Source organism: Caballeronia novacaledonica (genome assembly GCF_900258035.1).
GTDB lineage: Bacteria > Pseudomonadota > Gammaproteobacteria > Burkholderiales > Burkholderiaceae > Caballeronia > Caballeronia novacaledonica.
This window is the reverse complement of record NZ_OGTP01000001.1, coordinates 452,439-465,907: the sequence shown is the minus strand read 5'-3', so window position 1 is coordinate 465,907 and position 13,469 is coordinate 452,439. Positions and strand designations below refer to the sequence as shown.

General features: G+C 65.5%; 10 protein-coding genes and 1 pseudogene. 8 read left to right on the top strand and 3 right to left on the bottom strand.

The window, feature by feature from the left end; genetic code table 11:
• Positions 1-84: 84 nt before the first annotated feature.
• From NOV72_RS02135 to NOV72_RS02125, 3 genes are all read left to right on the top strand, one after another.
• Complete coding sequence (locus NOV72_RS02135; RefSeq protein WP_106852910.1) at positions 85-912, top strand: shikimate dehydrogenase family protein; 828 nt, start codon at positions 85-87, stop codon at positions 910-912.
• 364 nt (positions 913-1,276) lie between these two features.
• On the top strand, positions 1,277-2,143 hold the full coding sequence (locus NOV72_RS02130; protein WP_106852909.1) for an alpha/beta fold hydrolase: 867 nt from the start codon (positions 1,277-1,279) through the stop codon (positions 2,141-2,143).
• A 204-nt stretch (positions 2,144-2,347) separates the two neighbouring features.
• Positions 2,348-2,818, top strand: a complete 471-nt coding sequence (locus NOV72_RS02125) for a hypothetical protein (RefSeq protein WP_106852908.1) — start codon at positions 2,348-2,350, stop codon at positions 2,816-2,818.
• 2 nt (positions 2,819-2,820) lie between these two features.
• Here the strand turns inward: NOV72_RS02125 and NOV72_RS02120 are convergent, their stop codons facing one another.
• Complete coding sequence (locus NOV72_RS02120; RefSeq protein ID WP_106852907.1) at positions 2,821-4,149, bottom strand: MFS transporter; 1,329 nt, start codon at positions 4,147-4,149, stop codon at positions 2,821-2,823.
• A gap of 106 nt (positions 4,150-4,255) precedes the next feature.
• A complete protein-coding gene (locus NOV72_RS02115) occupies positions 4,256-5,215 on the bottom strand; it encodes an MBL fold metallo-hydrolase (RefSeq protein WP_106852906.1) in 960 nt (319 codons plus the stop codon).
• Positions 5,216-5,391: 176 nt separating this feature from the next.
• Here NOV72_RS02115 and NOV72_RS32595 point away from each other — a divergent pair.
• Positions 5,392-6,959: pseudogene (locus NOV72_RS32595) on the top strand (IclR family transcriptional regulator).
• Here the strand turns inward: NOV72_RS32595 and pdxY are convergent.
• On the bottom strand, positions 6,956-7,837 hold the full coding sequence (gene pdxY / locus NOV72_RS02100) for a pyridoxal kinase PdxY (protein WP_106852903.1): 882 nt from the start codon (positions 7,835-7,837) through the stop codon (positions 6,956-6,958). The pseudogene NOV72_RS32595 and the gene pdxY sit on opposite strands and share 4 nt — an antisense overlap.
• 495 nt (positions 7,838-8,332) lie before the next feature.
• Between pdxY and glgC the strand changes: the two genes are divergently transcribed.
• Genes glgC through NOV72_RS02080 form a run of 4 tightly spaced genes read left to right on the top strand, consistent with a single transcriptional unit; the run spans position 8,333 to position 13,450 of the window.
• A complete protein-coding gene (gene glgC, locus NOV72_RS02095; RefSeq protein ID WP_106852902.1) occupies positions 8,333-9,607 on the top strand; it encodes a glucose-1-phosphate adenylyltransferase in 1,275 nt (424 codons plus the stop codon).
• 54 nt (positions 9,608-9,661) lie between these two features.
• Positions 9,662-11,125, top strand: a complete 1,464-nt coding sequence (gene glgA / locus NOV72_RS02090; protein ID WP_106852901.1) for a glycogen synthase GlgA — start codon at positions 9,662-9,664, stop codon at positions 11,123-11,125.
• A 57-nt stretch (positions 11,126-11,182) separates the two neighbouring features.
• Positions 11,183-11,983, top strand: a complete 801-nt coding sequence (locus NOV72_RS02085; protein WP_106852900.1) for an SDR family oxidoreductase — start codon at positions 11,183-11,185, stop codon at positions 11,981-11,983.
• Positions 11,984-12,013: 30 nt separating this feature from the next.
• A complete protein-coding gene (locus NOV72_RS02080) occupies positions 12,014-13,450 on the top strand; it encodes a dihydrolipoyl dehydrogenase (RefSeq protein ID WP_106852899.1) in 1,437 nt (478 codons plus the stop codon).
• The last annotated feature ends 19 nt before the right edge of the window (positions 13,451-13,469 follow it).

Genomic DNA, 13,469 nt, shown 5'->3' with positions numbered 1-13,469 from the left:
CGATGCCAAGAAATGATTTTGTTGAACACAATTCCATTTTCAACTAGCATTCACATAATCTGCAATTCAGGAGGCGACAAGGGCATGGCGCAGGACACTTCGTTTTCCGCATCGCTCGATGCGGGCTTGAGCGGCGCGACGCGCGTCTATTTCATCGTCGGCGATCCTATCGCGCAGGTGCGCTCGCCTTCCGGCGTCACGGCGGCGCTGCGAGCGACGGGCCGCGACGCGATCGTGATTCCGGCGCACGTCGCGCCCGGCGATCTCGACGCGTTCTTCGCGGGCATTGCGCCCTTGCAGAACTGCGACGGCCTCATCGTCACCGTGCCGCACAAGTTCAGCGCGACGGCCTTTTGCAAGTCGCTGACCGACGAAGGCGCGTTTCTCGGCGCGGTCAACATGCTCAAGCGCAACAAGGACGGCACGTGGCACGGCGGCGCATCGGACGGCATCGGCATGGTCGCCGCGTTGCGCGACGCGGGTTGCGAACCGAAGGGCAAACGCGCGCTGCTGATCGGCGCGGGCGGCGCAGGCTCGGCGATCGGCCGTGCGCTCGTCGATGCCGGCGTGGCGTCGCTCGCGATCCGCGATTTCGATGCCGAACGCACGCGCGCCCTCGCCTCGCGCCTCGCCGCGCTGGGCCGTGGCGCGGTGAGCGTCGCCGACGATGCGCCCGCCGAAAGCTACGAGCTCATCGTGAACGCGTCGCCGGCGGGCATGCGTCCCGGCGATGCGCTGCCGATCGACGTTTCGCGCCTGCCTCCGACGACTTTCGTCGGCGACGTGGTGACCAAGCCGCCGCTCACGCCTTTCATCGAAGCGGCCCGCGCGCGCGGTTGCAAGACCGTCACCGGCACGCAGATGTTCGGCCGCGTCTGCGACGCAATCGTCGCGTATTTGCTGAAGGACTGAGCGGTCTGCTTCGTTCGCGACGCGCGCCGGCCTGCTTGAACAGACCGCGCGTCTCATCCGCTGCGCCGCGAATCACAACAGTCCGGTCGATTCATTTGCATATCGAACGAATCACGCGATTCATCCTGAAATGCAGTGATTCACCCCGGCGGTTGTGCGGCCTGCAGCGCTTTGCCATACTGAACACAGTTGTCCTGTCTCCTCGCGCGTCCACTCTCGACTATCGAGCCCACACACGGACGCACTCCCGCCGCCCCTCCAGGCGGCGTTTTTTTGCACGCGGCCTATTACCTTCGGCGTAATTGCCCGGCTTGCTTCCTCCTGCGACGATGCAATCACACTGACCATCGACAAGGAGCCGGACATGCCCGCCAATCATCGCGTCCACGGAGCAATCGCCCGCCCGAACTACATTGCGACAAGCGGCGGCGTCGAGCTCTTCTATCGCGACTGGAGGCCCGAAGGCACGCCCGCCAACGGCAAAACCGTCGTGTTCGTCCCGAGCTATTCGCTGTCCGGCGACATGTGGGCGTATCAGATGCTGCCGCTCGCGCGCCAGGGTTTTCGCTGCATCGCCTACGACAGGCGCGGTCATGGCCGTTCCAGCGATCCGGGCGGCGGCTACGACTACGACACGCTCGCGGACGATCTCGCCGCGATCATCGACGCGCTCGATCTTTCGAATGTCACGCTCGTCGGCTATTCGATGGGCGGCGCGGAAGCCGTGCGCTATCTCACGCGTCACGGCAGCGCGCGCGTCGCACGGCTGGCGCTGATCGCATCGACCTTGCCGATGCTGGCGAAGACGCCGGACAACCCGGACGGCATCGACCGCGCCTACGCCGACGCCTTCCATCGCGACCTGATGACGGACTACCCGCAATGGCTCGCCGACAACGCGCGGCCGTTCGCCGGGCCGGGCGCATCGCAGGCCATGATCGACTGGATCAGGGAAATGGCGTTGCGCACGTCGCATCAGGCGCTTTTCGCGTGCAACGAAACGGTGAATAGCGGCGATTTCCGCGACGAGTTGCGCGACATCGACGTGCCGACGCTCATCGTGCAAGGCGATTGCGACGTGTCGAATCCGCTCGAACTGACCTCGCGACGCACGGCGCGCCTGATTCCGAACGCGCGGCTCGTCGTCTACGAAGGTTCCCCGCACGGCGTTTTTCTGAGCGACGCGGCGCGACTGACTGCGGATATTGGCGCGTTTGCATCCGCGTCATGACGCGCCGTATGGGGCAGCGACTTAATAACGGCGAGGATCAGCGTTTGTCGGATAATCGCTGAGTCCTGACGCGTTTGAAAACACTCATAACAATAGACTCTGGAAGAATGCCGGCAAAACCATAGCAATGCGAATCGACACCGCAACGCGCGACATGCGAGCATTGCCGCGCAGTCCTCCCCAACTCCATCGGAGTCCACCGCGATGATCTTCCACGCCTCCATTCCCGCCCACGACCCGAAGCATGTCGCGCAGGTGCTCGCCGAATTGTGGGACGGTTTCGCCGCGCCCTTCTCGCCATTTCCCGACGCGTGGATGGCGGTCGCGGGCGACGATCGCGGCAGCATCATCGAGGTCTATCCGAGCGACAAGGTGATCACGCCGGGCGGCGGCCACGAGGAAAGCGTGAGCTACGGCGCGGATACGTTGAAGCGCCCGCAGTACAGCGCGTTCCACATGGCGATCGCGACGAAGCTGAGCGCGGAAGACGTGATCGCCATCGGCGCACGCGAAGGCTGGCGTGCGGTGCGCTGCACGCGTGGCGACAACTTCTTCCACGTGATCGAATTCTGGATCGAAAATTCCACGATGCTCGAATTCCTCACGCCCGAGATGCAGGCCGAATACCTCGCGTTCGCCACGCCCGAAAACTTCAAGGCGATGGCGGCCGCCTGACCTCACACGCGGCGCCGCAAGCCGAAAAATAGCGCGGCGCCGCTCGCAAAGAGCAACAGCGCGAGCAGATGCACGGCGAGATCCATGCTGCCCGTCGCGGTGCGAATCTGGCCGATCACCCACGGACTCACGATGCCGCTCGTGATCCCGATACTGCTGATGAACGCGATGCCCGCCGCCGCGCTTCCGCCCGGCAGATGACTCGCGGGCACGGCCCAGAAAATCGGCAGCGCGGCGAAGATCAAGGTCGCGGCGAGCGAGAGAATCGCGAGCATCAGCGGGAAGCTCGGGAAATGCAGCGTGAGCGCCGCGAGCGCGATGCCGCCGCCGATCGTGCAGCACGCGAAATGCTTGCGCCGCTCGGCCACGCGATCCGAATGGCGCGCGATCAGAATCAGCCCCACCGCGCCGATCGCGTTCGGCACGACGGTGTAGAGGCTGACGGACACGACATCGGTGATGCCGAAATCGCGGATCATCAGCGGCATCCAGAAACTCAGCGTCAGCGACGCGCACGTCAGCGAAAAATAGATGAACGCGAAGAGATAGAGGCGCGGGTTGCGCAACGCGTCGAGCAGACTGCGGCGATCGTGCGCGTCGGTGCCGGCGTTCGTTTCGAAGCACAGCGCGGCCAGGCGCTGCTGTTCCGCCGGCGCGAGCCAGCGCGCATCGCGCGGCGTATCCACCAGCAGCCGCAATGCGGCGAGGCCGAGCAGCACGGCGGGCGCGCCTTCGATCGCGAACATCCATTGCCAGCCGTAGAGGCCCATGACGCCCGCCATGTCGCGCATGATCCAGCCCGAAACGAGCCCGCCGAACACGCCCGCCACCGCGACGCCCGCGAAAAACACCGACATCACGCCCGCGCGGCGCTTCGCCGGAAACCAGTACGTCAGATAAAGCACGATGCCCGGAAAGAAGCCCGCTTCGAACACGCCGAGGAGAAAGCGCAGCAGATAGAAATGCCCGGGCGTCGAAACGAACATCATGCCGACCGACGCCGCGCCCCACAGCAGCATGATCCGCGTGAACGTGCGGCGCGCGCCGAACTTCGCGAGCAGCAGGTTGCTCGGCACTTCGAAAAGCACGTAGCCGACGTAGAACACGGCGGCGCCGAGGCCGTACATCGCATCGGAGAAGCCGAGATCGTGCTTCATCTGCAACTGCGCGAAGCCGATATTGATGCGGTCCAGAAACGACACGACGTAGCACAGAAACAAGAACGGGATAATGCGCCACGCGATTTTGCGAAAGAGCGCGTCGTCCGAAAGGGCGTGCGTTGAGGCGTCGGCGCTCGCGCTGAGCGCCGCCGTGCTGATCGACTTCGACATGTCTCGCTCCAGATGGGCGTGAGAAGGCCGGCGTCTTGAGCGCGCCTTTTTTCCCTGAAGAGGTGAAAGCGCGGCGCGTTTCAGTACGCGCCGCGAGAGATGAACGTCAGTCCTGCAAGGCGGCCCACATGTCCTTGTCGCGCTGGGCCGTCCAGATGCGCGGATGCTTGATGCCGCTCGCCTCGTCGTACGCGCGCGACACGTCGAACGGCAGGCAGTGCTCGTAGATGAAGACGTGGCCGAACTTCGGGTCCATCGCCTTGCGGGTATGCGCCATCGAGCGCTTCAGATCGAGCTTGTCGGCGACCGCCTCGCGGCCCGCCTGCAGCAGTGTCGTGACGAAATCCTTCGTGTAGTCGAGACCCTTGTCCACGTCCGCCGGCGACAGCAGCGCGGGGCCGCGGCCCGGCACGAGCTTGTCCGCCTTCAGCGCGCGGAGCGCTTCGAGCGTCGCGGGCCATTCCTCGAGCTGGGCGTCGCCGCAATAGCAGGCGGCGTCGTACTCGACGAGATCGCCAGAAAACAGCACTTTCTGCGACGGCAGCCAGACGACCGTATCGCCCTTCGTGTGTCCCGAGCCGAGATGCGCGATCTTCACTTCGAGCTTGCCGAGGAAGAGCGTGATTTCCTTCTCGAAAACGAGCGTCGGCCACGTGAGGCCGGGCACCGTCTCGACGCCCGCGAACAGGCGCGGAAAGCGCTCGATCTCCGATTTCATGTCCTGCTCGCCGCGCTCGACGATCATTTCATACGTGCCGCGGCTCGCGATGACCTGCTGCGCGCCTTCCGCGAAATACGCCGACGCACCGAGCACGCGCACGGCGTGATAGTGCGACAGCACGACGTATTTGATCGGCTTGTCGGTGACGCTGCGGATCTTCGCGATGAGATCCTGCGCCATGGCGGGCGTGGCGGTCGTGTCGACGATCAGCACGCCGTCGTCGCCGATGATCACGCCCGAGTTCGGATCGCCCTCGGCCGTGTAGGCGTACGCGTTCTCGGAAAGCTGCGTGAAGGTGATCTTCTTCTCTTCCAGATCGGCCTGCGATGCGAATGCTTTTGCCATGGTCGTGTCTCGGTTCCATTCTCGTGGGGATGGGTGGATGATCGGCGTGACGCTGATTTTTGTCAACAGCAAGTACGCTTGCTATTTGCAAATTACGGGTAAGTACCGAATCGGTTCATCGGACGCTGCCTGCTCGGCTAACATCTGCGGTTCGTTCATCCTTTCCAGATTGCGGAGTGCTTTTGGCTCGTTCCGAAACCGGCGAAGAAAAAAAACAGCGCGGCATCCAGAGCGTCGAAGTCGGCGCGCGTCTGCTCGATGCGCTCGCCGCAAGACGCGAGCCGCTCGCGTTGAGCGCGCTCGCCGAAGCCGCCGGGCTGTCGTCCGCGCAGGCGCACACGTATCTCGTGAGTCTCACGCGCCTTGGACTCGTCAAGCGCGACGCGCTCACCGGCAACTACGAGCCGGGCCCGCTTTCGCTGCGTCTCGGTCTATTGAATCTAGAACATCAGCCGGCGTATCGTGCGGCCGCGTCGCGCGTGCCGGCGCTCGCGCTCGCGACCGGAATGAGCGTCGCGGTCAGCGTCGCCGGTCCGCAAGGGCCGACCATCGTGCGCTACGAGCGCGGCGGCTATCCGTTGCATGTCAATCTGCATGTCGGCACGGTGATGTCGCTTTCGTCGACATCGACGGGACGCGTCTTCCGCGCTTTCGACGACGACACGCGCGTCGCCGCGATGCTCGCGCATCAGGCCGAAGCCGACGCGCCGGAGATGCGCGAGCGTATCGGCGAGATTCGGGCGCGCGGCATCGAACGTAGCGTCGATGCGCCGAGTCCGGGCGTGAGCAGCATGAGCGTGCCCGTGTTCGACGCCGCGCACCGCATGCAGCTTGCGCTGACGGCGATCGGCCCGACCGGCCTCGCCGACGTCGGTTGGGACGGCCCGCTGACTCGCGCACTGAAGGATGCGGCACGCGACATCACCGGACTGCTTTCATGACGATGTTCGACGAAGACATCAAGCCGCAGCGCGGCATCAACGCGCTCGACGCGACCGGCGATCTGTTGCGCGCACTGGTCGCGGCAGGCCAGCCGCTCACGCTGCGCGATCTTGCCGCCGCCGCCGGCATGCCGCCCGCGAAGGCATTCGCGCATCTGGTGAGTCTCGTGAAGGTCGGCCTGCTCGCGCGCGACGACGCCGGGCTCTTCCACGCGGGCCCGCTGAGCCGCGAGCTCGGCCTGATCGCGCTGCAACGCCTTTCGCCGATCCGCGACGCGGAAAGCGAGATCGTCGCGCTTGCCGCGAGCACGTCGATGACGGTCGCCGCCGCCGCGCTCGGACCGCTCGGCCCCACCGTGATCCGGCTGGAAGAATCGGCGCGGCCGCAGCATGTGAGCTTGCGCGTCGGCACGGCGATGTCGTTCGTCAATACGGCGATCGGGCGCGTCTACGCCGCGCATCTGCCGGCGGACGTGCTCGCGTCGCTGATGGAGCAGGACGGCATCCGGCTCGCGGGCGCGGCGCCGGATGCGGCGCTGGAGGCCGCGTATCGCGCACGGCTCGACGGCATCAGGGCGCGCGGCCTCGACACCGCGCTCGGCGCGCCGGTGCCCGGCATTCATACGCTGGCCGCGCCGGTGTTCGATCACACCGGCAGCGTGTGTCTCGTGATCGCGTTGATCGGCTCGTCGGGCGGCTTCGACAGCGCCGCGGACGGCCCGCTGGCGCGCGCCCTTCTCGCCGCGACGCGGCGTCTGTCGTGGCGTTTCGGCCTGATGGAAGCCGGCGACAAGGCAGGCTAGCGGCCCCTTGCCGTCTGCGTGCCGGTCACGCGGATCGCGGGAAAGCGGTCGGTCGGCTTCGCGATCTCGTCTTGCGACGCGACGATTTCCAGCTCGTAGCGCCCCGCGTCGTAAGTCGCCTTGACGACCGCGTTCACCGCTGCGAGCGTGTGCTCCAGCGCGGTGCGCAACGAATCGCCCTGCAGCGTGCGCGCGACGAACACCGCGCTCGTCAGATCGCCGACGCCCACCGGCTGCCGCGCGAACGGATAGAGCGGGCGCTGCGCGAACCACGCTTCGCTCGGCGTGACGGCGAGCATGTTGAAGGTGTCGGCGCGGCTGTTGCGGTCGAGCAGATGCTTCACCAGCACGATGCGCGGGCCGCGCGCGATCACTTCCTGGCATGCATCGACGGCTTCTTCCACCGTCTCGATGGCGCGCCCGACCAGCTTTTCCAGCTCGACGTGATTGGGCATGATCGCATCGGCGATCTCGGGCATCGTTGTGACGAGGAAATCCTCGATGCCGGGCGCGACCGTGCAGCCGCCCGTCTGACCCATGACCGGATCGCAGAAATAGAGGGCGCGCGGATTCACCGCCTTCACCATCTTCACGATTTCGACGACCGCGCGCGCCTGCTCCGGCGCGCCGAGATAGCCGGACAGCACCGCGTTGCAGCGCGCAAGCACGCCGATCGCGCCGATGCCCTCGATCACGTTCTGCAACTCGTCGGCGTCGAACGCGCTGCCGGTCCAGCGGCCGTACTGCGTGTGATTGGAGAACTGCACGGTGTTGAGCGGCCAGACGTTGACGCCGAGACGCCGCATCGGAAATACCGCCGCGCTATTACCGGCGTGGCCGAACACCACATGCGATTGAATGCTCAGGACGTTGTTCATGTTCTGATTCCCGATTGATCGTGTCCGGTCGGATAAAACGTTTTGTCGTACCGATGGTCGTGCGGCGCAGCGCGGCACCGGCCCGACGAAGAATGCCCGTGGACGCCGTCAGCGGGCGTGCGCGGGCATCGCAATCTTCGTATTGTGCCGTGCCTCGACGCACTGCGGCATGGCGTAATCGATATAAATCCGCAACACGCGTTTTATCAAGCGATCCGATCGATCAGAAGCCCGGAAGGTCGCGCGGCTGCAACACCGTCGCGGTCAAAAGACGCCGCGCAGCACGTCCGTACGCGATTCGGCATGCGGTTTGCTCGATCCACGCGGCGGCATCGGCGCCCGGCATCGAGAAAATCGCATCAAGAAAAAATGAGCGACTTCAGCACACGGAGTTGAATGCCCGCCGGATAATGCTTCATCAAAACTCAGCGAAAGCACACGAGGACGAATACACGGCAATACATCAATCGTCGCAGGTCAAATCAGGAGGCTGGCATGGAGACGCTGTCCAAGAATCGCACCGATTTGCAGAAGTCGACCCTCGCAATCGTTCTCGCCGGCGGGCGCGGCACCCGCCTCGGCCCGCTCACCGACAAGCGCGTGAAGCCGGCCGTTCACTTCGGCGGCAAGTACCGCATCATCGACTTCGCGCTGTCCAACTGCCTCAATTCCGGCATCCGGCGCATCGCCGTCGTCACGCAATACAAGGCCCATTCGCTCATTCGCCATCTCCAGCGCGGCTGGGGTTTCCTGCGTGGCGAGTTCAACGAGTTCATCGATATCTGGCCGGCGCAGCAGCGCGTCGATTCGAGCTGGTATCGCGGCACCGCCGACGCGGTCTATCAAAACCTCGACATCATCCGTTCGATCGGGCCGCAATTCGTCATCGTGCTGGCGGGCGATCACGTCTACAAGATGGATTACACGCGCATGGTGCTCGACCACGTGGAGAGCGGCGCGGACTGCACGGTCGGCTGTATCGAGGTGCCGCGCATGGATGCCGTCGCGTTCGGCGTGATGCACGTCGACGAGAACCGCCGCGTCACCGATTTTCTCGAAAAGCCCGCCGATCCGCCCGCGATGCCCGGAAAGCCCGACATCGCGCTCGCGAGCATGGGCATTTACGTGTTCAGCGCGAAATATCTCTACGAGATGCTGCAGGAGAACATCGAGACGTCGAACACGGATCACGACTTCGGCAAGGACATCATTCCGCGCGTCGTGACGACGGGCAAGGCGATCGCGCATCCGTTCGGCATGTCGTGCGTCACGTCGAGCACCGATCCCGAGGCGCCCGCGTACTGGCGCGACGTCGGCACCGTGGACGCCTACTGGTCGGCGAACCTCGACCTCGCCTCGACGATCCCCGAACTCGATCTCTACGACCGCAACTGGCCGATCTGGACCAACCAGGAACAGTTGCCGCCCGGCAAGTTCGTGCGCGACCTGAACGGCCAGCAAGGCGCGATCACCAATCTGCTCGTGTGCGGCGGCTGCGTGATCTCGGGATCGCAGGTGTCGAAGTCGGTGTTTTCGTCGGCGGTGCGGGTGCACTCGTTCTGTAACATCAATGAGGCAGTCTTGTTGCCTCAGGTGACCATCGGGCCGAGTTGCAGATTGCAGCGCGTCGTGATCGACCGCGGTTGCACGGTGCCCGAGGGTCTCGTGGTCGGCGAGGATCCGGACGACGATGCCGCGCGCTTCTTCCGCACGGACTCGGGCGTCACGCTCATCACGCGCGACGCGCTGGCGCGATTGCCGCAAGGTTAGCGAGCGGCGCGCCGGACGGCCACGACAACACGAATCCACTCGACGGGAGCGCCGATGACCGTATGCGTGCTGCATGCCGCAGCAGAAATGTTTCCGCTGTTGAAAACCGGCGGCCTCGCCGATGTCGTCGGCGCGTTGCCGCCCGCGCAGTCGCAACTGGGCACGCATGCGCGCGTCGTGCTGCCGGGCTTTCCCGCCGTGCTCGCGGGTCTCGACGACCTTCAACCCGTCGCCGGTCTGGGCGCGGCGTTCGGCGCGGGCGACGTGCGGCTCGAGCGCGGCGTGCTGCAGCCGCACGGCGTGGTGGTGTACGTCGTGCGCGCGGATCAGTTCTACGATCGCCCGGGCAATCCGTATCTCGACGCCGCGCATCGCTCGTATGCCGACAACGACCGCCGCTTCGCGCTGCTCGGCTGGGCGGCGGCTCGCATCGCGACGGGCGCCGATCCGGCGTGGAAGCCGCATATCGTCCATGCGCACGACTGGCACGCGGGGCTCGCGCCCGCGTATCTGCGCGCGTTCGAGCGCGGCGGCGCGGCGAGAGTCGCGAGCGTGATGACCGTGCACAACCTCGCGTATCAGGGCACGTTTGCTGCGTCGGCGTTCGGCGCGCTGCAGTTGCCCGGCGACTTTTACGCGGTCGATGGCGTGGAGTTTTACGGCCTCGTCTCGTTTCTGAAGGCGGGTCTCTATTACGCGGACCGCATTACGACGGTGAGCCCGACCTACGCGCGCGAAATCCAGACGCAGGCGCACGGCGCCGGGCTGCACGGCCTGCTGCAAACCCGCACGCACGACATCACCGGCATTCTGAACGGCGTCGATTATTCGATCTGGAGCCCGGCGGCCGATGAATCCATCGCGTCGAAGTACACCGCGTCGAAGCCTTCGGCCAAGTCGAAGTGCAAGGCGGCGTTGCAGGAGCGGATGGAACTCGCGCGCGACGAAGACGCGCTCCTCTTCGGCGTCGTCAGCCGGCTGACCGAGCAGAAAGGGCTGGATCTGCTGCTCTCGGCCGTGCCGGATATCGTGCAGCGCGGCGGCCAGCTCGTCGTGCTCGGCACCGGCGATCCGGCGCTCGAAACCGGCATGAAGAACGCGGCGGCGGCCCATCCGGGCGCGGTCGCGGTCGAGCTCGGTTTCGACGAGACGCTGTCGCATTCGATCATCGCCGGCAGCGACGTGGTGATGGTGCCGTCGCGCTTCGAGCCGTGCGGCCTCACGCAGCTTTATGCGCTCGCGTACGGCGCGCCGCCGCTCGTGCATCGCGTGGGCGGGCTGGCCGATACCGTCGTCGATTGTTCGCTCGAAAATCTCGCCGACGATCTCGCGACCGGCTTCGTCTTCGATACCTTCGATCGCGCGGGCATCGTCGGCGCGATCCGGCGCGCGTACGCCCTGAAAGCGCGGCGCTCGGACTGGAAAGCCGTCGTCAAGCGCGCGATGAGCCAGAGCTTCAGTTGGGAGGCGGCGGCGCTCGAGTACGCCGAGGTGTACCAGGGATTGCTTCGGGCGTGAGGTTCATCGGGCGCGCAACTTGCATCGCCGACGAGGAAACTTCACACGGAAACGCACATGCACAAACCCCTCGCAGGACAGATCGCGCTCGTGACGGGCGCGAGTTCGGGCATCGGCGCGGGCGTCGCCACCGCGCTCGCCGATGCGGGCGCGCACGTCGCCATCAACTATCACGCGCACGCCGAACCGGCTGAAAAGCTCGCCGCCGCGATCACGGCCAAAGGCGGCGAAGCGTTCGCCGTCGGCGCCGACGTGTCCGACGAATCCCAGATCGACGCAATGTTCGATGCCGTCGTGAAGTGCTTCGGCACCGTCGATATCGTCGTCGCGAATTCCGGGCTGCAAAAGGACGCGAAGCTCACCGCGCTCACGCTCGCCGACTGGAACACGGTGATCGAAACCAATCTCACCGGCCAGTTCCTCACCGCGCAGCGCGCCGTGCGCGCGTTCGAGCGGCGCGGCATGCGCGACGTGTCGAAGGCGCTCGGCAAGATCATCTGCATGAGCTCGGTTCACGAGGTCATTCCGTGGGCGGGACATGTGAACTACGCCGCGTCCAAAGGCGGCATTCAGATGATGATGAAAACCATCGCGCAGGAAGTCGCGCCGCAGCGCATCCGCGTGAACGGCATCGCGCCGGGCGCGATTCGCACGCCGATCAACAAGGACGCGTGGGACACGCCGGAGAACCTCGACAAGCTTCTGACGCTGATTCCGTACGGGCGCGTCGGCGAAGTGGAGGATATCGGCCGCGCGGCGGTCTGGCTCGCGTCCGACGACAGCGATTACGTCGTCGGCACCACGCTTTTCGTCGATGGCGGCATGACGCTTTATCCGGGATTCGCGGATAACGGCTGAAGCCGCATCGACAAAAACACGGGGAGCGGAATGAACGAACTCAAGGTGGACGTTGCCGTGATCGGCGCGGGCACGGCCGGCCTGGCCGCGTTTCGCGCGGCGCGGCTCGCGGGCGCGAACGCGGTGCTGATCGAAAGCGGCGAGCTGGGCACGACGTGCGCACGCGTCGGCTGCATGCCGTCGAAGCTGCTGCTCGCGGCGGCGAACGGCTTGCACGACGCGCATTCGTTGGCCGCGCGCGGCATCGAAGGCACGCACGCGCTCGACGCGAACTACGCGCACGTGCTCGACTACGTGCGGCGCGAACGCGATTACTTCGTCAAGAGCGTGATCGAAGAAGTGAATGCGCTGCCCGCCGGCGTGCTGCTGCGCGGCGAGGCGCGCTTCGAAGCGCCGACGTGGCTCGTCGTAGGCGGCGAGACGCGGGTCGAGGCGAAGCGCATCGTGATCGCGACGGGCGCGGCGCCGAGCGTGCCCGACGAACTGAAGGTGTTCGGCGACAAGCTCATCACGAGCGACGATCTTTTCGAACTGCGCACGCTGCCCAAACGCATCGTGGTGTTCGGCGCGGGACCGATCGCGCTGGAACTCGGGCAGGCGCTCGCCCGCCTCGACATCGAAATCTTCATGTTCGGCAAGGGCGGCAACGTGGCGGCGCTCACCGACAAGCCCGTGCGCGATGCACTCACCGCCGCGCTCGCCGACGAGTTCTATTTCGATCCCGACGCGAAGTTCGACGACATGTCGCTCGAAGACGGCATGCCTGCGCTGCGCTTCACGACGCCGGATGGCGACAAGCACGTCGAGCGCTTCGACCTCGTACTCGCCGCGACGGGCCGCAAGCCCAATCTGAAATCGCTCGCGCTCGAAAACGCGGGCATCGAACTGAATGAAAAAGGCGTGCCGCTCTTCGACGAAACCACGATGCAATGCGGCGAAAGTTCCGTTTTCATAGCAGGCGATTGCGACGGCACGCGCCCCTGGCTTCACGACGCCGCCGACGAAGGCAAGCTCGCCGGCGACAACGCCGCGCGCTTCCCCGACGTGCAGAGGGTCAAGCGCAAGGTGCCCTTCTCGCTCGTCTTCAGCGAGCCGCAGGTGGCGATCGTCGGCGCGTCATACGACGATCTCGACAAGCAGATGACGGTGACCGGCGAAGCATCGTTCGAGAATCAGGGCAGAAGCCGCGTGATGCGGCAGAATCGCGGCCTGCTGCACGTCTACGCCGACGCGAAAACCGGCAAGCTGCGCGGCGCGCAAGGCTGCGGCCCGGCGATGGAACATCTCGGGCACTTGCTCGCGTGGGCGCTGCAACTGGAACTGACGCTCGACGAGGCGCTCAAGCTGCCTTTCTATCATCCGGTCGTGGAAGAAGGTTTGCGCAGCGCGCTGAAGGATGCGGACCGAAAATGCTACGAGGAACGTTCGGAGACGCCGCCGGCGCTACCGGGCGCAGCGGGTTGCTAGGCTCATAAAACAAAAACGC